The sequence below is a fragment of the Sphingopyxis sp. DBS4 genome (genome assembly GCF_024628865.1).
Lineage (GTDB): Bacteria > Pseudomonadota > Alphaproteobacteria > Sphingomonadales > Sphingomonadaceae > Sphingopyxis.
In genome coordinates this window covers 30,573-47,263 of the sequence record NZ_CP102386.1, presented here as the reverse complement: position 1 = coordinate 47,263, position 16,691 = coordinate 30,573, and the positions used below count along the sequence as shown (strand labels likewise).

19 protein-coding genes are annotated in these 16,691 nt (G+C 62.1%); 15 read left to right on the top strand and 4 right to left on the bottom strand.

The genetic code is table 11. The features are described 5' to 3' along the window. The first annotated feature begins 51 nt into the window (after positions 1-51). The 5 genes from NP825_RS21875 (at position 52) to NP825_RS21855 (ending at position 2,857) form a co-directional block, all read left to right on the top strand. A complete protein-coding gene (locus tag NP825_RS21875; protein WP_144062202.1) occupies positions 52-468 on the top strand; it encodes a response regulator in 417 nt (138 codons plus the stop codon). Positions 469-577: 109 nt separating this feature from the next. After that, the gene (locus NP825_RS21870) at positions 578-997 is read left to right on the top strand and encodes a hypothetical protein (RefSeq protein WP_257551782.1); all 420 of its coding nucleotides are present in this window, start codon (positions 578-580) and stop codon (positions 995-997) included. 132 nt (positions 998-1,129) lie between these two features. Continuing rightward, positions 1,130-1,537: a group II truncated hemoglobin gene (locus NP825_RS21865; protein WP_015460609.1), complete on the top strand. Its 408-nt coding sequence runs from the start codon at positions 1,130-1,132 to the stop codon at positions 1,535-1,537. Positions 1,538-1,604: 67 nt separating this feature from the next. After that, the gene (locus tag NP825_RS21860; protein WP_084673717.1) at positions 1,605-1,985 is read left to right on the top strand and encodes a c-type cytochrome; all 381 of its coding nucleotides are present in this window, start codon (positions 1,605-1,607) and stop codon (positions 1,983-1,985) included. Positions 1,986-2,092: 107 nt separating this feature from the next. Further along, the gene (locus NP825_RS21855) at positions 2,093-2,857 is read left to right on the top strand and encodes an STAS/SEC14 domain-containing protein (RefSeq protein ID WP_015460610.1); all 765 of its coding nucleotides are present in this window, start codon (positions 2,093-2,095) and stop codon (positions 2,855-2,857) included. Positions 2,858-2,923: 66 nt separating this feature from the next. On the opposite strand, the gene NP825_RS21850 is transcribed toward NP825_RS21855, so the two are convergent. Genes NP825_RS21850 through NP825_RS21840 form a run of 3 tightly spaced genes read right to left on the bottom strand, consistent with a single transcriptional unit; the run spans position 2,924 to position 7,291 of the window. After that, positions 2,924-4,111: an acetate/propionate family kinase gene (locus tag NP825_RS21850; protein WP_257551781.1), complete on the bottom strand. Its 1,188-nt coding sequence runs from the start codon at positions 4,109-4,111 to the stop codon at positions 2,924-2,926. After that, the gene (locus NP825_RS21845) at positions 4,108-5,529 is read right to left on the bottom strand and encodes a bifunctional enoyl-CoA hydratase/phosphate acetyltransferase (RefSeq protein WP_257551842.1); all 1,422 of its coding nucleotides are present in this window, start codon (positions 5,527-5,529) and stop codon (positions 4,108-4,110) included. The genes NP825_RS21850 and NP825_RS21845 overlap by 4 nt, the downstream gene beginning before the upstream one ends. A gap of 4 nt (positions 5,530-5,533) precedes the next feature. Continuing rightward, a complete protein-coding gene (locus NP825_RS21840; RefSeq protein WP_179220940.1) occupies positions 5,534-7,291 on the bottom strand; it encodes an alpha/beta hydrolase in 1,758 nt (585 codons plus the stop codon). A gap of 215 nt (positions 7,292-7,506) precedes the next feature. On the opposite strand from NP825_RS21840, the gene NP825_RS21835 reads away from it, so the two are divergent. The 10 genes from NP825_RS21835 to NP825_RS21790 all read left to right on the top strand — a co-directional run bounded on the left by NP825_RS21835 (position 7,507) and on the right by NP825_RS21790 (position 16,375). Next, positions 7,507-7,887: a hypothetical protein gene (locus NP825_RS21835; RefSeq protein WP_179220941.1), complete on the top strand. Its 381-nt coding sequence runs from the start codon at positions 7,507-7,509 to the stop codon at positions 7,885-7,887. A gap of 28 nt (positions 7,888-7,915) precedes the next feature. Continuing rightward, positions 7,916-8,335 carry a CBS domain-containing protein gene (locus tag NP825_RS21830; protein WP_179220942.1) on the top strand — a complete coding sequence of 140 codons (420 nt, stop codon included), beginning with the start codon at positions 7,916-7,918 and terminating at the stop codon, positions 8,333-8,335. A gap of 295 nt (positions 8,336-8,630) precedes the next feature. Further along, a complete protein-coding gene (locus NP825_RS21825) occupies positions 8,631-9,146 on the top strand; it encodes a GNAT family N-acetyltransferase (RefSeq protein ID WP_089221270.1) in 516 nt (171 codons plus the stop codon). A gap of 46 nt (positions 9,147-9,192) precedes the next feature. Then, positions 9,193-10,203 (top strand): zinc-dependent alcohol dehydrogenase family protein, encoded by a 1,011-nt coding sequence (locus NP825_RS21820; protein WP_374046583.1) that lies wholly within the window; start codon positions 9,193-9,195, stop codon positions 10,201-10,203. A 92-nt stretch (positions 10,204-10,295) separates the two neighbouring features. Next, on the top strand, positions 10,296-11,132 hold the full coding sequence (locus NP825_RS21815) for a universal stress protein (protein WP_179220943.1): 837 nt from the start codon (positions 10,296-10,298) through the stop codon (positions 11,130-11,132). A 39-nt stretch (positions 11,133-11,171) separates the two neighbouring features. Continuing rightward, positions 11,172-12,209 (top strand): zinc-dependent alcohol dehydrogenase family protein, encoded by a 1,038-nt coding sequence (locus NP825_RS21810; protein ID WP_089221273.1) that lies wholly within the window; start codon positions 11,172-11,174, stop codon positions 12,207-12,209. Between the two features lie 134 nt (positions 12,210-12,343). Continuing rightward, positions 12,344-13,777, top strand: coding sequence for a thymidine phosphorylase family protein (locus NP825_RS21805; RefSeq protein WP_245843087.1), 1,434 nt, complete (start codon positions 12,344-12,346; stop codon positions 13,775-13,777). Further along, positions 13,774-14,694, top strand: a complete 921-nt coding sequence (locus NP825_RS21800) for a ribose-phosphate pyrophosphokinase (RefSeq protein WP_089221274.1) — start codon at positions 13,774-13,776, stop codon at positions 14,692-14,694. Before NP825_RS21805 ends, NP825_RS21800 begins: the two co-directional genes overlap by 4 nt. Positions 14,695-14,742: 48 nt before the next feature. After that, complete coding sequence (locus NP825_RS21795; RefSeq protein WP_089221275.1) at positions 14,743-15,564, top strand: universal stress protein; 822 nt, start codon at positions 14,743-14,745, stop codon at positions 15,562-15,564. Between the two features lie 340 nt (positions 15,565-15,904). Next, positions 15,905-16,375: a hypothetical protein gene (locus NP825_RS21790; RefSeq protein ID WP_306999242.1), complete on the top strand. Its 471-nt coding sequence runs from the start codon at positions 15,905-15,907 to the stop codon at positions 16,373-16,375. Between the two features lie 22 nt (positions 16,376-16,397). Here the strand turns inward: NP825_RS21790 and NP825_RS21785 are convergent, their stop codons facing one another. Beyond that, positions 16,398-16,673, bottom strand: coding sequence for an HU family DNA-binding protein (locus tag NP825_RS21785; RefSeq protein ID WP_089221276.1), 276 nt, complete (start codon positions 16,671-16,673; stop codon positions 16,398-16,400). Between the last annotated feature and the right edge of the window lie 18 nt (positions 16,674-16,691).

Sequence of the window (16,691 nt, the reverse complement as noted above, 5' to 3'; positions counted from 1 at the left end):
TTCCTGACATTCCCAATCAATCAGCATGGTCGCTGGATTTGATGGTGTGTCATGACAAGTGAGAGAATTGCATCCCAGATGCAGGAGCGTCCACGGCTTCTCCTGGTGGAGGATGATGCCGGGGTTCGCCGATCGTTACAGCTTCTGTTTCGAGCCCGAGGCTTCGATGTCCGGGCCTATGCGGCCGGTGCTGCGCTCCTTGCCGATCCGACCGCCCGCGATGCCTGCTGCTTTATCGCGGATTACAGGCTGGACGAAACCGACGGGATCGACGTGCTCTGCCGTCTCAGAGAGAGTGGTTGGTCCGGCCCAGCGGTGCTCATCACAGCTTTCCCATCTCCTGATCTCACCGAGCGGGCCCTGGCGCATGGGTTCAACCAGGTCCTCGAGAAGCCCTTTCGCGAACATGTGCTCGGCGAGACCGTTGCTCGATTGACAGGTGCGGGTGAGGCAATCGCCCATTCCTGATCGCGCTTGCCTTTGCGCCAACAGACGGCTGGAGATGATAGTCTGATGCTTGGAGATTTCCCTCATATGGTGAGCCTCATCCCGCGCGGCCGCGGGTGTAGGGCACCCCATGAATGACGGCTGCGCCTGTATGGAAAACGCTGTGCCTGACCGGTTCCCCATGCATTTGATAGGTGTTGGTCCAGATGAGGAGTTTGCCATCGCCAAGCAGTTGACGAGCGGTCCGGTCACCTGGCTTGGCAATGTTGAAAATCTCGAGACATTTCTGGGCCGGCCGCCGTTTACATCTCCCTACGTCGTTCTTCTTGATGGTCTCTCCTCGCCTCAACTAATCGCTAAACTTGATCGATATGCCGATTTCATCAGGGAAAATCCGATCATTCTGCAGATTGCCGCACCACCCGTTCGCCTGGTGGTGGAGATCATGCGGCGTGGGGTCCGCGACGTGATTCAAAAGCCCTATACGCTGGCGCGGTTGCGATCGGCCTTGGAGGAGCTTTGCGGTGGGCGCGGTCGCTGGCCACCGTGATTTGGCAGAATCTGCGACATCCCCGCGTGCCAGGGCAGCCGTGCACGCAATCAAGGCGCAATCACCGTCAGAACAGTAGCACGCCTGAAGCCATTGATATCCGCATAGCCTTATCAGGCAAAGGAAGACCAGATGACCGTAGCCGAGCAATCGCAGACGCCTTTCGATCTTATCGGTGGAGCAAAGATCGTTCGCCAAATTACCGATCACTTCTATGATCTGATGGAAGCTGACCCAGCCTACGCACAATTGCGCGATCTTCACGCTGAGGATCTCGCACCCATGCGCGTGTCTCTTGCCGGCTTCCTCAACGCCTGGCTGGGCGGCCCATCCGATTGGTTCGTCGAACATCCAGGCGTTTGCATGATGTCCGCGCATGCACGTCTGCCCATCACCCGGGAAACGGCAGACCAGTGGGCCGATGCCATGCGCCGCGCGATCACGGCATCGCCGGTAGAACCCGTGATTGCCGGCAAGATGGCCGAAGCGCTCGGCGCCATGGCGCAAGGCATGGCTCCGAACCCGGGACAAGCGATGTGACCTGCTGTATCGATCATGAACGTGCGGTCGCGGACGCCGCCTATGACAGCCACTACTGGAACTCGCGATGCGTCTGAAGGGAATATCGGCTGTCCTGATCGCCGTCGCGGTTGTCAGCGGAGCAATCGCGACCGGACAGGCCAGGCCTGCAAAGGAAAGCAATCGAGCCGAAAGGACGGCTCAGCAGCGGGGGCTGGCGTTTGCCCAAAAACATTGCTCGACCTGTCATGACATCAATACCGGTATCTCGCCCAAACCGGAGGCGCCATCGTTCGAGGCGATCGTCAATACCCCCGGACTGACCGCCCGTACCCTGAACCCATGGCTCCGGAATTCGCATAATTTTCCTGAGATCATGAACTTCGAAATCGCGCCGGAACAGATCGATGCGCTTGCGGCTTACATGCTGACTCTCAAGAACGCCGATTATCGCCCTCCGATCCAGTAATATCCGGCGGGATTGATCGTCGCCCGCGGGCGTTCACGTCGATTTGCACGGGGAACCAACCGATACCGCTCCATCCGGTTTCGGCGCAGACATTGGACGAAATAACCATGCTCACGCAACTGAATGGCGAGAACGACATCATTGCTCTGTCGGTAGGCGGACGGATCGAAAAGGACGAAATGGAACTCGCCTTCCGGCTGCTGGACGAAGCGTTCGCGCGCGACGGCAAGGTCCATATCTTCGTTGAGGTGCTGGATCTTCAATCCATCGCGCCCGATGCGCTGCTTTTCGATCTTCGCCATGTCCTTCATTATCTGGCGCGGCTCAGGCAATTCGGCCGGATCGCCATCGTCACGGATCAGTCCTGGGTCCGCATTGCGTCACGCATCGAAAGCGCGCTGCTGCCTTACGTGTCTTACGAGGTCTATCCGGTTACCCAGCGTGACCGCGCGCTCGCCTGGGTGAAGGGCGAAGTCGATACGCCATACGCTCAGGCCGTCCGCCGCATTCCTGGCGACGACGACATCTGTGCGTTCGAGGTGGACGGCCGGATTACGGCGGATGAACTCGACGGCCTGTACACTCATATTTTCGAGGTCTCCCAGCCGGATTCGCCGCTGAAAATACTGGTCCGGATGAAGCGCTATGACGGCTTTGCACCGGCAATCCTGGCCGATCCGAAAATTGTCGAACGCAAACTTTCCCTGCTGCATCGCGTGTCGCGCTATGCGATCGTCGGCGGACCGGATTGGCTGGCGACTCTGGTGAAGCTTTTCGATCCTCTGTTCAGGATCGAGTTGCGTCATTTCCCATTGGATAGCGAGGATGCCGCACGCGCCTGGTTGTCAGAGGGTGGTGACGAGGGGCGATAGAACTGGCCACGCAGAACGGACGGCGAGGGTGGCGAGATGCGGTGATCAACACCGGCAATGCCCGGATCATGATCCCGACCGCAGAACGGCAAGCGTATGATCGGCAATCATCCGCTCCTCGTCGGTCGGAATGACGAGGACTTTGACGCGGCTGTCCCCGCCCGAGATGCAAAGGGCATTGGCGGCATTCGCATCGTCGTCGATCGACAGTCCCAGCCAGTCGAACCGCTCGCAAATACGCCGGCGGATTTCCGCGTGGTTCTCGCCGATCCCGGCCGTGAAGACGATGCCGTCAACGCCGCCGAGCGATGCGGTGAGCGCGCCGAATTCACGGACAGCCCGCCAGATGAAAAGTTCGACGGCTTCCTGGGATTGCCTGCTCGGGTCAGCCGTCAGTATCCGCATGTCGCTGGATATGCCTGACACGCCAAGCAGGCCGGATTTGCGATAAAGCAGATCGTCTATCCCGGCCGGGCTCAGGCCCATTTGCGTCTGGAGGTGGAGCACGACTCCGGGGTCGAGCGTTCCGCAACGCGTGCCCATCATCAGGCCATCGAGCGCCGTGAAGCCCATGGTGGTGTCGACACTCTTGCCGTCCCGCATTGCGCACAGGCTCGCGCCATTGCCGAGATGCGCCGCGATCACCCGCCCGCCGGCAAGCTCCCCGTCGATGGTTCGCAACTGCCCGGCGATATATTCGTAGGACAGCCCATGAAATCCATAGCGACGGATTCCCTGCTCATGCAGCGCGCGGGGGAGCGCGAGCCGCGCGGCGACCTCGGGCTTGTCGTGGTGAAAGGCGGTATCGAAGCAGGCGATCTGGGGAAGATCCCGCGCCAGGGCCGCAATGGCGCGGATCGCGGCCAGATTGTGCGGCTGATGGAGCGGCGCGAGCGGGCAGAGCGCGTCAAGCTCGGTGAGGAGGGCGGCGTCGACGCGGCGCGGCGCGGCGAAACGCATCCCGCCATGCACGACGCGGTGCCCGATCGCGATCACTTCCCGGCCTTCGAGATGCTCTATGGCCCAGTCGAACAGATCCTTGAGGAGTTCGGCATGCGTCAGGTCAGCTCCCTGTTCCCATGTGCGCTCGACAAGGACAGTGCCGTCGACCCGGCGCGCGACCAGTGACGGCGCGATCCCGATCTTCTCGATCTTGCCGCCTGCCGAACGCTCCGGATGGCCCGCGCCGTCCAGGGTGAAGAACGCAAACTTGATGCTCGACGAACCCGAATTGAGGCTGACGATCGCCTTCATACGGAAGCCTGCGGGAGCCCGGGCGCGGCTTTCGGGGCGGCGCGCGCAAGCAGCGCCGCAATGGCGCAGGATGCTAGGCGTGTCCGCTCGCTGTCCGCGCGGCTGGTGAGGATGATGGGCACCCGCGCGCCAAGGACCACGCCTGCGGCGTCGGCGCCGCCCAGAAAGGTAAGCTGCTTGGCGAGCATATTGCCAGCCTCCAGGTTGGGAACGACCAGGATTTCCGCCTTTCCGGCGACTGGCGAGACGATGCCCTTTTCCCGCGCCGCCGCCTCGCTGATCGCATTGTCGAAGGCGAGGGGGCCGTCGAGAATGCCGCCGCTGATCTGGCCCCGGTCGGCCATCTTGCACAGGGCTGCCGCATCGAGCGTCGAGGGCAGGTCGGGGTTCACCGTTTCGACAGCGGAAAGAATGGCGACCTTGGGCGCCGCGATGCCTATGACATGGGCGAGGTCGATCGCGTTGCGAATGATGTCGGCTTTTTCCTTGAGAGACGGCGCTATGTTGATCGCCGCATCGGTGATGATGAGCGGCGTCGGATGTCCCGGCACATCCATCACATAGGCATGGCTGATGCGCCGCTCGGTCCTGAGGCCAGTTGCGGCCGATATGACTGCGCCCATAAGCTCGTCGGTATGCAGCGAGCCTTTCATCAGCAGTTTCGCCTCGCCGCTGCGCACGAGCGCCACGGCCTTCGCGGCCGCATCGTGGCTGTGATCGGCAGGCACAAGGCGGTAGCCGGAAATGTCCTTCCCCGCTTCCTCGGCAGCGGCGCGGATCCGTTTTTCCGGGCCGACGAGAATCGGTACGATCAGCCGTGTTTCCGCGGCATCCACCGCCGCCGCGAGCGCCGCCGCGCTGCACGGGTGCGCGACTGCGGTGGCGATGGGTTCTCCATCCTGCGTCTGCTCGATCAAACGCCGGTATCCATCATGCGTGGCGACACGAACGTCGGGGAGCGTCAGGCGCGGGCGGCGCACTTTTTCGCTTGGCGCGCGGACCTCGGCCTGCCCGGCGATAACGGTCTCGCCGTTCTGGTTCACACAGCGGCAGTCGAGGATGAGGATGCAGCCCTCGGGCTTCTTTTCCGTCACCGTGACGGATGCCGTGATGACGTCGCCTATGTCCACCGGGCGCGTGAAGCGCAGCGATTGCCCGAGATAGATCGTTCCCGGTCCGGGCAGCTCGGTCCCGAGCACCGCCGAGATGAGCCCCCCGCCCCACATGCCATGGGCGATGATCCGCTGAAAGAAATCCGTCTGCGCAAAGTCGGCATCGAGATGCGCAGGGTTCACATCACCGGAGACGAGCGCGAATAGTTGGATGTCCTTCTCCGACAGGGTGCGGGACACGCTTGCCGTGTCGCCGATCCGGATCTCGTCGAACGTCCGGTTCTCGATAAACGTCTCGTCGGTCATTCGCTTATTTCTCCAGGACATATCGGCCGGGCGCGTCGCCAAGGGGCGTGAAGCCCTTGTCGGGCGCGCCCATGGCCGGAGGCGCGCTCAGCGCTCCCGAGCGCGCCGTGAGCCATGCGCCCCACTCGGTCCACCAGGACCCCGCCTTGCCTTCCGCCCGTTCCAGCCAGGCCTCGGGGTCATAGGATGGTCCGCACGCCTCGCGCGTCATTACCCGATAGGAGCGGCCCTTGTGACCCGGTTCGGAAACGATCCCCGCATTATGCCCGCCGCTGGTGAGCACGAAGGTGATCTCCGCACTGGTCAGCAGGTGGATCTTGTGGACCGAACGCCACGGGGCGACATGGTCGCGCTCGGTGCCGACCACGAACATCGGCGTATCGATCGCCGACAGCGTGATCGTGCGGTCATCGACCTTGTATTTTCCTTCGGCCAGATCGTCGTTCAGGAACAGGCGGTTCAGATATTCGCTGTGCATGCGATAGGGCATGCGCGTTGCGTCCGTGTTCCAGGCCATGAGATCGCTCATCGGCTCGCGTTCGCCCATGAGATAGGTGCCGAGCACGCGCGACCAGACGAGATCGTTCGACCGCAGAATCTGGAATGCACCGCCCATCTGCGCGCCGTCGAGATAGCCGCGGCCCCACATCATGTTGTCGAGCACGTTGAGCTGGGCTTCGTCGATAAACAGACCAAGCTCACCCGGCTCGCTGAACTCGGTTTGGGCCGCCAGCAGGGTGACGCTGGCGAGCCGCTCGTCACCGTCTCGCGCCATCGCCGCCGCGGCGATCGACAACAGCGTGCCGCCAAGGCAGTAACCGGCGGCATGCACCTTCTGACCGCCCACGATCGTGTCGATGACGTCCAGCGCGGCCATCGGACCCAGCTGGCGATAGTCCTCAAGATCGAGGCCGCGGTCCTGTTTGCCGGGGTTGTGCCAGGAGATCATGAACACGGTGAAGCCCTGATCCGTCAGCCAGCGTACGAGTGAATTTTCCGGCGAGAGGTCGAGGATATAATATTTCATGATCCAGGCAGGGACGATCAGGACCGGTTCGGGGCGCACGGTCTCCGTCGTGGGCTCATACTGGATGAGTTCGATGAGCGCGTTGCGATAGACAACCTTCCCCCTGGCCGTCGCCACCTTCTCGCCGACGGGAAAGGCCTCCGCGCCCACGGGCGGCTCGCCGCGCGCCAGGCGCTGCATGTCCTCCATGAGGTTATGGAAGCCATCGACGACGCACCGCCCGCCGGTTTCGACGATCTTGCGTTGCAGGACCGGATTGGTCGCAAGGAAATTGGCCGGCGCAAAGACATCGAGGATTTGGCGGGCCGCGAACTCGACGATCTCCTCATGGTGCCTGCTTACCCCGCCGATCCCGGTGGTCGCGGCGTGCCACCATTGCTGGTTCAGCAAGAAAGCCTGGACGATCAGGTTGAAGGGCGGCTCCTTCCATGCCGGATCGATGAACCGGCGATCCTGCGGCAGAGGCTCGATCGCGGGGGTGGCATCGGGATTGCTGAGGCTTCGTCCGATATAATCGGACAAACGCCAGCATTTTCTCAAGGCCTTGGCGCCCAATTGCAATTGCTTGCCGGGCGCGCTGGCGAGGTGCAGCATCCAGTCCGTTGCCGCGAGCATCATCGTCACCGGCGACAGCCCGTGCGTCAGGTGCGCGATGCCAGCAGCCGCCGCGCGATCGAGGGTCTGGCTGATACCGTCGAGAGGGTCGGTGGCAACATGCTCTATGTTATTCATCATCAACCTGCCGCGCGTGGGTCATGCTTTAGCGTCTGCCGCCCCTATCCGATCGGCAGCGGCCGACCGATACGTATACATCCCCATTCTCTTCATGGCGCCAATCAGGGTACAGGACCTGTGTTTCCGCGGGAAAGAACCTTCACATGATTGCAACCGATGGTTGCGGCCCGGTGACAGGCTCGTCTTGCGGATATCATCATGGAAGGGATCCAACGATGGCATTTCCACTCGATCAGGTCTTGGCGGTCGCCGGCGCCAACCGCCAACTCGCGCTGAAGTTCTTTGATATCGCGCGCACCACCGGCGCGCGGCAGGCCGCGATCGGGGCCCATGCGCTGGGCGCCTTCCTCGAGCCGGGCAAGCTTTCCGAAGTGGCCCAGGAGGTGGAGCAGAACCGTCAGGCCCTCATCGCCGACACAAAGGCGGCGTTCGAAGAATGGCAGGAAACCGCCGGGGACCTCTTCTCGCCGGAAAGCGAGACGGCGCAGCTGTCTGTTGCCTTTGCGCCTTTGCGCGCCTTCTTCCTGTCGCCGCTCCAGGCCTTCGCCAATGCTGCTGGCGTGCCGGTCGCAAACAACGCTGAAGCCAACGCCTGAGCCACAGGGAATGCGGAAGGACCAAGGCATGAAAGTCAGCGACATCATGACGCTCGGGGCGGCCACCGTCACCCCGGTAAGCTCCCTGGCGGAAGCAATCCGATGCATGGGCAACCACAACATCAGCGGCTTGCCGGTGGTGGATGGTGATGGCGAACTTCATGGCATCCTTTCCGAAGGCGATTTCTTCCGGAAGTCGACGGACTCGTTTCGGCTGGACTCGTTGTTCGATGCCGGGCCGGAGGTCCGAAGGGATGCACTGGATTCGACGCGAGTTGGAGATCTCATGTCGACCGAACTCGTGACGGTCGACGGCGATGCTTCGCTCACCGATGCGATCGGCTTGATGGAACGACACGGGGTCAAGCGACTGCCGGTGATTTCGAACGGCAAGCTGGTCGGCCTCATCAGCCGAGCCGACATTCTCCGTGTCCTTCTGGACGAATGAATGACAGATCAGGCTGTGCCCGTGATGGGCGCAGCCGAGCAGTGGTGCAAGATGGGCCCCGGTCGATGGGCATCACCGTTGTCCCTTTACCACAAACAGCGAACTTCCATTTCGGTTACGTACACTTCCTAGGCTCGCTGAGGTCAACGGTCAGCTATCCTCCCTGCCGCATCGTCGACGGAGGAGTCATCATTCCGGCTGACGGCGCCTTGGGATCGTGTGAAAAGGCGCGCGCCGTGGTGCCGGCAACTTACCGTCCTCTCGACATGGCCAATATCGCAGATGAGGTGATCATATGTCCGATATAGCGTCCTTCACCGAGGTGGTGACCCGATCGGGTCTCAGCCTGTCCTTAAGGCCGGTTACGCGCGACGATGGGCCTTTGCTCCGAGATTTTTTCGACAGGGTTACCCCGGAAGATCTCCGCTTCCGTTTCCTCACAGCAATGCTCAAGGTCTCTGACGACCAGATCGCGTCCATGATCGATGTCGACCACAAGCAGACTGAGGATTTCCTGGCCTTCGCGGACAACGGGACGCTGGTCGGATCGGCCATGATCGCAATCGAACCATCGGGAGAACGCGCCGAGGTGGCGATCGCGGTCCGTGCGGACTATAAGCATCAAGGCGTAGGCTGGACGCTTCTCAACCTCGCCGCAGACTATGCGAAGACGCGTGGCTGCCGCACGCTGGAGGCAGTCGAAAGCCGGCTGAACCAGAAGGCGATTGAAGTGGAACGGGACTCGGGCTTCACGGTGAAGGCCTATCCGGATGACGCAACCCTCGTCATTGTCTCGAAGCAGCTTCAATGATGGGCTGATAATTATATCCCCGAAAGGACGTCTTTCGATGACGGAGATGTGGGCGATGGAACTCGGCGCGGTGGGCGGTCCGCTGCGTCTTGTCGCCCGCGCGATTCCAGATCCGGGACCAGGGGAACTGCTCATCAAGGTGATCGCCTGCGGTGTGTGCCGGACTGACCTTCACATTGTCGATGGTGAAGTAACGGCCCAGCTTCCGATTATCCCGGGCCATGAGATTGTCGGGATCGTCGCCGCGATTGGGGAGGGTGTGACCGGGTTCCTGCCGGGCGACCGGGTCGGCGTTCCATGGTTGGGCCATAGCTGCGGGCGTTGCGACTATTGCCGCTCGGGCCGTGAAAATCTGTGCGACATGCCCGGCTTTACGGGATGCACGCGCGACGGCGGCTATGCGACCCATGCTGTCGCCGATGCTCATTTCTGTTTCCGAATCCCCGACCTCTATTCGGATGAAGAGGCGGCGCCGCTGCTGTGTGCTGGCCTGATCGGCTGGCGCTCGCTGCGTGCCGCCGGCGAAGGGCGGTGTCTTGGACTCTACGGCTTTGGCGCCGCGGCGCATATCATCGCGCAGATCGCCATCTGGCAGGGCAGGGAGGTTTACGCCTTCACCAAAGCGGACGATCGCGAGGGCCAGGACTTTGCGCGGTCGCTTGGCTGCGCGTGGGCCGGATCATCGGATGAGCCGGCCCCTGTGGAACTCGATGCCGCGATCCTCTTCGCGCCGGTCGGTGCGCTGGTCCCTGTCGCGCTTCGCGCTATCCGCAAGGGAGGGCGGGTCATCTGTGCCGGCATTCACATGAGCGACATCCCCGCATTCCCCTATGCCGATCTCTGGGGCGAACGCACGATCGCCTCGGTTGCAAATCTCACCCGCGACGATGGGACGAGCTTTTTCGAAGTCGCACAAGAGGCTCGGGTCAGGACGGTCACGACAACCTTCCGCCTTGCTGACGCCAACATTGCGCTTGAGCGCCTTCGCGCAGGGGCTCTGGTCGGCGCGGCCGTTCTCCTTCCCGGAGAGCCGGGAAATTATCAACGTCAGGAATGATGTTCGCATGATTCACGACCTGTTCGGCGTCTCGGCGGCTCATGGTAATGTTACGGAGTGCGAGGCCGATCATTCGGAACCATGATGCGGTCATGAGCAAGAACATATCGATCAAGGACGTACTCGCCGTCGTCGATGGCACACCTGCATCGCTGACTGGGGTCGATCAGGCGGTCGCTTACGCGGGTCTTTATGACGCAACGCTCGCGATCGTCGTCGTGACCGAAAATCTCGCCTGGGCGGCAGCAGTCGATCCGATGGCATATGCCGAAGCGATGGAGGCGTCGGAGGCCCAGCGCAAAGAGCATGTCGCGGCGGTTCGCGAGCGTGTCGCAGGCGCGCCGGTTCACGTCGAGGTCCATGCGCTGTTCGAAGCGCCTGGCCTTCTCCCCGGGCTTGCCAAGGCGGAAGGGCAGTATGCAGATATCGTCCTCGTCCCCGGAACAGGGGGCTGGCAGAGCGATGGCCTGCGTCGCCACATCACCGAGGCGCTCATGTTCGCGGGCGTGCCCACAATGGTGATGCCGGCGGCCTGGAGACCGGCGCCCATCACTCATGCCGCACTTGGATGGAATGCGTCGCTTGAAGCCTTTCGGGCTGCGCGGACGGTTCTCGACCTGGTCGAACCCGGCGCGACGGTCGACGTCGTCGTGGTAGACTCGCTCGACGGCGATAAATCCGGTCAGCCCGCGCCGGGAACGCGGATTGCCCGCCATATCACCCGCCATGGCCATAATGCCCTCGTTCACGCGATTGCTTCAGCGGAGCATGGAACCTCGGCTGCTCTGCAACTTTTTGCCTTTGAGAGCCGCGCCGACGTGCTCGTCATCGGGGGTTATGGGCGTTCGCGAGCCTTGGAATTCATCCTGGGCGGCGTGACCCGTGAACTGATCGCGCACCAACGATTACCGATCGTCTTCGTGCATTGATGACTGGCTGCGACCAAATGATTGCGAACGGAGGATGTCATGAAAGCTCTGGTTTATCACGGTCCTGGTCGGAAAAGCCTCGACGAACGCCCCAGGCCCGAGATTCAGGCCCCGACCGACGCGATTGTACGGATAACGAAAACGACGATTTGCGGCACCGATCTGCATATCCTCAAGGGCGATGTCCCCACTTGTGAACCGGGCCGAGTTCTTGGCCATGAGGGCGTCGGGATCGTCGAGGAAGTCGGTACGGCGGTCGGCAGCTTCAAGGCTGGTGATCATGTCCTCATTTCCTGCATCACGTCCTGTGCGCGTTGCGAATATTGCCGTCGCGGCATGTATTCGCACTGCACCGACGGCGGATGGGCCTTGGGCAATACCATCGATGGGACGCAGGCTGAATTCGTCCGCATCCCTCATGCCGACAACAGCCTCCATCCGGTACCCGCCGGAGCGGATGAGGAAGCGCTCGTCATGCTCAGTGATATCCTGCCCACCGGCTATGAATGCGGCGTCCTCAACGGCAAGGTCGCGCCGGGAAGCAGCGTGGCGATCGTGGGCGCCGGCCCGATCGGTCTTGCGACCCTGCTCACCGCGCAGTTCTATGCGCCGGCCCTCATCATCATGATCGATCTTGACGACAATCGTCTTGCTGTTGCGCGCCGGTTCGGCGCCACGCATACGTTCAACAGCTCGCGCGATGCCGTCGTGCGCCTGGTTCGCGACCTGACGGATGATAAGGGCGTCGATGCGGCGATCGAGGCGGTTGGCGTGCCTGCGACCTTCAGTCTGTGCGAGGAGCTCGTCGCGCCGGGCGGGGTGATCGCCAATGTTGGGGTGCACGGCACGAAAGTCGATCTGCATCTTGAGAAGCTCTGGTCGCACAATATCACGATCACGACGCGTCTGGTCGATACCGTCAGCACGCCGATGCTTCTCAAGACGGTCGAAGCGAAGCGATTGCAGCCTGAACAACTCATTACCCATCACTTTGCGCTTGATGACATCCTCGCCGCCTATGAGACATTCTCGAATGCGGCCGCTTCCCAGGCCCTGAAGGTGGTCATCGCCGCGTGATCGAGGATCAGCGCGGCGACCTCATCGGCGCACAGTCCGCGCTACAGGACCTGGGCGTATCAGGGCAGATCGAGCCGTCCTTCGCCCGGGCGCGCCGTCTTCACTTACACACGCACCATGAGCTGGTCGCTGTGATGCGGACCGACAGCCCGGTCTGCCATGCCGAAGGACTGGCAGCGCATACCCAAGTCTATATCCGCAACGGCAGCCAGCCGATTGCGGCAACGCTTTATCAGGTCGATGGCGAATTTCTCGCTGGCGACGAAATCGGTCTCTCCGAAGCGGCATGGAAGGCGCTCGGCGCCGAGGAGGGGGCCATCCTGCAAGTCGGGCATGCACCGCCACTTGAATCGATTGCCTGCGTTCGCCAGCGCATCTATGGGCATCGGCTGGACGCCGCTGCCTTGAGCCATATTGTCGAAGACGTCGTTGCCGGGCGCTATACCGATGTGCATCTGGCCGCGTTCCTGACGGCGACGGCTGCTCTCCCGCTCGACGATGATGAAACCTATTTCCTCACTAAAGCCATGGTCGACGCCGGCGACCGCCTCAGCTGGCCGAGCGAGATCGTCGTCGACAAGCATAGCGTTGGGGGTCTGCCCGGTAACCGGACGACGCCGATCATTGTCGCCATCGCGGCTGTCTGCGGCCTCACCATGCCCAAGACATCGTCGCGCGCGATTACCTCCCCGGCCGGTACCGCCGATACCATGGAGACGCTCACCCAGGTCGACCTTGACCTCGAGGCCATGCAACGCGTGGTAGCCTCCGAAGGCGGGTGCCTCGCCTGGGGCGGTGCGGTCCGCCTGAGCCCTGCCGATGATATCTTCATCAGCGTCGAGCGCGCGCTCGATATCGATACCGAAGGACAATTGATCGCATCGGTTCTGTCGAAGAAGATTGCGGCGGGAGCCACCCATGTCGTTCTCGACATTCCGGTCGGGCCCACCGCGAAAGTTCGCAGCGCCGCCGCGGCGGACCGGCTGGCGGCAACGCTCAGTGCCGTTGCGGCGCGCTTCGGCATCGTCACCTACTGCGTCCAGACCGACGGCACACAGCCGGTCGGCCGGGCGATCGGCCCCGCGCTCGAGGCGCGCGAAGTCATCGCCGTGCTGACGGGAGACCCGGACGCACCCATGGATCTGCGCGATCGCGCCTGCATCCTTGCGGGCGTCCTCCTGGAAATCGGCGAGGCGGCTGCGGCAGGGACGGGAAGGGCGCTCGCCGAACGCACCCTGGCTGATGGAAGCGCCTGGCAGAAATTCCAGCGTATATGCGATGCTCAGGGCGGAATGCGAACGCCGCCCACGGCCAGGCTGACACACCCGATCGCGGCAACCCACAGTGGCCGGGTTACGCATATCGATAATCGCCGGATTGCCCGCCTGGCAAAGCTCGCCGGCGCTCCAGACGTGCCGGCGGCAGGGATGCGCCTGCATGTCAGCCTCGGCGACGATATCATCGCTGGTCAACCCCTGCTGACCCTTCATGCGCAGTCGCAGGGGGAAATGGCTTACGCCCTGACCTACGCCGCTTCCAATCCGGATATGATCGTGATCGTCCCATGACCATGATGCTGTTTCCGATGCTCGGGAACGAGCGTATGACCAACGCGATCGCCGAGCGTATCGGAAGCGCGGTCGGGAAGCTTGAATTACGCCGTTTCCCGGATGGTGAGAGCTATATTCGTCTCCATTCAACCGTTGCGGGGCGCGCTGTTGCGGTGGTGTGTACGCTCGCACACCCCGATGACCGGTTTTTGCAGTTGCTCTTCACGGCGCGATTGCTGCGCGAGAACGGTGCGCGATCCGTCCACCTCGTGGCGCCCTATCTTGCCTATCTGCGGCAGGATCGCCGGTTCAATGATGGCGAAGCGCTTACCTCGCGCCAGTTTGCCCAACTGCTCTCCGCCGAATTTGACGGGCTCGTCACGGTTGATCCGCATCTGCACCGGTACGGCAATCTGCAGGAGGTCTATTCGATCGAAACCGAAGCGCTCGCCGCGTCCCCGCTTCTGGCGGAATGGATTCGCGATCATGTCGAGGCGCCGCTCATCATCGGTCCCGACAGCGAGAGCGAACAATGGGCGGGCGCCATCGCCGGGCATATCGGCGCGCCGCATGTGGTGTTTACGAAGACGCGCCGGGGCGACCGCGATGTCCTCATTGCGGCGTCGAACCTTTCGGCCTGGAAAGGACGAACGCCGATCCTCGTCGATGATGTCATCTCATCGGGCCATACCCTTGCGAACGCTGCGCGGGAGATCCATGAGCAGGGGTTCCCCGCGCCGATTTGCCTCGCGGTCCATGGCCTCTTCGCATCCGATGCCGAAGCAATGCTCCGGGGCCTCGGCTGCCGCTTGGTGACGACCGACAGCATCCCGCATTCGAGCAATGCGATCACGCTCGCTTCGATACTCGGCGACGCGCTGGCAGGCCAGTTCGCGGCCATCGATGCGAAAGGATTACGTAGAACACCCAAATGAACCGAACGGCGGCGCTGGGTAGAAACGTCCCGCACTTTGGAGGAAAGCATGGCCATCAAGGATGTCCTCGCGGTTGTGGATACCGGCGACAAGGACGAACAGTTCCTACGAGACGCTCTTGGCTTTGCGGAGTTCCACAAGGCCAGCCTGTCCGTGGTCATTCTCTCGGCGCTTCCATCGGCTGACTACGCTTTCACGATCGTGCGGCCTTATGCCTTCCTGCAGGATTACACCGAAGCAGTGGAGGCCAAGCAGGAGCGCATCGGCGCGCTCGCGCGTTCCACCAATGTCGAGATACGCACGATTTCAGACCAACCATCGGTGATCTTCGTCAAGACGGCGGTCTATGCCCGCTATGCTGACGTTGTTCTTATCGGGCCGGCCGACAGCTATGACCACCCGCCGATCCGCCGCGAAACCGCCGAGAGTATTCTGTTTTCATCGGGCCGCCCTGTCCTGATCCTGCCAGGCGGCTACAAGGCAAGAGCGATCGAACATCTCGCGATCGGCTGGAATGCTACACGGGAAGCAACGCATGCCCTTCGCGATGCGACAACCTTTGCGTCTCCAGGAGCAAGCATTGATATCCTTGTTCTCGACGCAAAACCAACCTTGAAGGGGCATGGATCGGAGCCGGGCGCCGACATAGCCCGCCACCTTGCCCGGCACGGCTTTGTATCGAGGGTGGTACCGGTTCGCGGTGGCGATGAGGCGGATGGCGACGCGCTCGTGACGGCCGCCCGGCGGAGCGGCGCGGCCATGCTCGCCCTCGGTGCCTACGGGCATTCGCGCTTGCGCGAAATGATCCTTGGCGGCGTCACCCGTGATCTGATTAGTGGCGCATCGCTCCCGTTGCTTTTTGCACACTAGGGGCTGCGTTCCGCTCCTGCGGCTCCGGGAGGAGGCTTTGTTATGGCCTCTGGACAAGGATGATCGTCGCTCTGGGTTGTCCTGGCGCGCCAGCACCGAGAATGAATCAAGTTCATCCTGACTGCAAACGGGCATCTGTGACACTTTACCCATCGGCAAAGTGTCATAGCCGACAAATGGTACCTGGAGCCAATGGAGGGATTCACTTTTCGTTCTGCCTGTGCATGATTCTCACATGCTCCAGACCCGTCTTACATCCGATCGTAATGCCAGGCCGCTCGATATGCCCGGTCTTGTCGAACTGCTTTCGCAAACCTCCTCGCGGCCTCGCTACGCTTACATGATCCTCGATCTGATTGCGAAGATCGCTGGACCCAATGGCAACGCCGGCCCGCTCGTCTTCGAAGGAGGGCGCGCCATCCCTATCCGGGAGTGGTTGTGTGACGCGCTCATGCCGATGGGCAGCAGCTACCCGCGCAGGATGGCTCTGGCGAACCGTGTTCGCCAGGAGATGGAGGAGGCGGGAACCTTGCCCCAGAATCCCGTCGACGCTGAGTGCGAAATCGATGCTGAGGTCCGGAGGCGGGTTCGCGCATCCGGCAAGACGAATGTGAGCCGCGCGGTGTCCGATCTTGTTCGCGCAGGTATCCTAAGCAGGCACTATCAAGGCTACCGCGTCGATCACCACAATCGAGGCGGTCAACGCCAGGCGGTCTACACGCTTTCACCGATCGCTCGAAAGCTTCTCCAAGCAGGCCGTTTCGAGGCAGCCCCTCCACGACAACACCAGGGTTCACTGGCCTTTGGCTAAGCAGAGCGATAGCCGAAGGCGCTTACGGGTTGAGTTTGTCTTTCAGGGCTTTGGCCGCCGAAAAGCTGATCTTTCGCGATGCCTTGATGGTCATAGGTTCGCCAGTGGCCGGGTTCCGGCCCTCCCGCGCCGGGCTTTCCTTGACCTTGAACTTGCCAAACCCGTTGAGCGCGATTTCCTCGCCCTTGGCCGCCGCCTCGCCAATCCCTGCGAATATCGCATCGACAATCTTGCGCGCGTCAGCCTTGGTGATCCCCTGTTCGGCGGCGATCTTTTCGGCAAGATCAGTGTTATTCATGGATTTCGTCTTCCTGTG

What these genes read in the sequence shown, in the direction of transcription:
- NP825_RS21810 (WP_089221273.1), top strand. Translation starts at nt 11,172, where the DNA reads ATGAAAGCTCTGGTTTATCACGGTCCTGGTCGGAAAAGCCTCGACGAA.
- NP825_RS21800 (WP_089221274.1), top strand. Translation starts at nt 13,774, where the DNA reads ATGACCATGATGCTGTTTCCGATGCTCGGGAACGAGCGTATGACCAAC.
- NP825_RS21870 (WP_257551782.1), top strand. Translation starts at nt 578, where the DNA reads ATGAATGACGGCTGCGCCTGTATGGAAAACGCTGTGCCTGACCGGTTC.
- NP825_RS21815 (WP_179220943.1), top strand. Translation starts at nt 10,296, where the DNA reads ATGAGCAAGAACATATCGATCAAGGACGTACTCGCCGTCGTCGATGGC.
- NP825_RS21805 (WP_245843087.1), top strand. Translation starts at nt 12,344, where the DNA reads ATGCGGACCGACAGCCCGGTCTGCCATGCCGAAGGACTGGCAGCGCAT.
- NP825_RS21860 (WP_084673717.1), top strand. Translation starts at nt 1,605, where the DNA reads ATGCGTCTGAAGGGAATATCGGCTGTCCTGATCGCCGTCGCGGTTGTC.
- NP825_RS21855 (WP_015460610.1), top strand. Translation starts at nt 2,093, where the DNA reads ATGCTCACGCAACTGAATGGCGAGAACGACATCATTGCTCTGTCGGTA.
- NP825_RS21865 (WP_015460609.1), top strand. Translation starts at nt 1,130, where the DNA reads ATGACCGTAGCCGAGCAATCGCAGACGCCTTTCGATCTTATCGGTGGA.
- NP825_RS21830 (WP_179220942.1), top strand. Translation starts at nt 7,916, where the DNA reads ATGAAAGTCAGCGACATCATGACGCTCGGGGCGGCCACCGTCACCCCG.
- NP825_RS21845 (WP_257551842.1), bottom strand. Translation starts at nt 5,529, where the DNA reads ATGACCGACGAGACGTTTATCGAGAACCGGACGTTCGACGAGATCCGG.
- NP825_RS21850 (WP_257551781.1), bottom strand. Translation starts at nt 4,111, where the DNA reads ATGAAGGCGATCGTCAGCCTCAATTCGGGTTCGTCGAGCATCAAGTTT.
- NP825_RS21790 (WP_306999242.1), top strand. Translation starts at nt 15,905, where the DNA reads ATGATCCTCGATCTGATTGCGAAGATCGCTGGACCCAATGGCAACGCC.
- NP825_RS21835 (WP_179220941.1), top strand. Translation starts at nt 7,507, where the DNA reads ATGGCATTTCCACTCGATCAGGTCTTGGCGGTCGCCGGCGCCAACCGC.
- NP825_RS21875 (WP_144062202.1), top strand. Translation starts at nt 52, where the DNA reads ATGACAAGTGAGAGAATTGCATCCCAGATGCAGGAGCGTCCACGGCTT.
- NP825_RS21795 (WP_089221275.1), top strand. Translation starts at nt 14,743, where the DNA reads ATGGCCATCAAGGATGTCCTCGCGGTTGTGGATACCGGCGACAAGGAC.
- NP825_RS21820 (WP_374046583.1), top strand. Translation starts at nt 9,193, where the DNA reads ATGTGGGCGATGGAACTCGGCGCGGTGGGCGGTCCGCTGCGTCTTGTC.
- NP825_RS21785 (WP_089221276.1), bottom strand. Translation starts at nt 16,673, where the DNA reads ATGAATAACACTGATCTTGCCGAAAAGATCGCCGCCGAACAGGGGATC.
- NP825_RS21840 (WP_179220940.1), bottom strand. Translation starts at nt 7,291, where the DNA reads ATGATGAATAACATAGAGCATGTTGCCACCGACCCTCTCGACGGTATC.
- NP825_RS21825 (WP_089221270.1), top strand. Translation starts at nt 8,631, where the DNA reads ATGTCCGATATAGCGTCCTTCACCGAGGTGGTGACCCGATCGGGTCTC.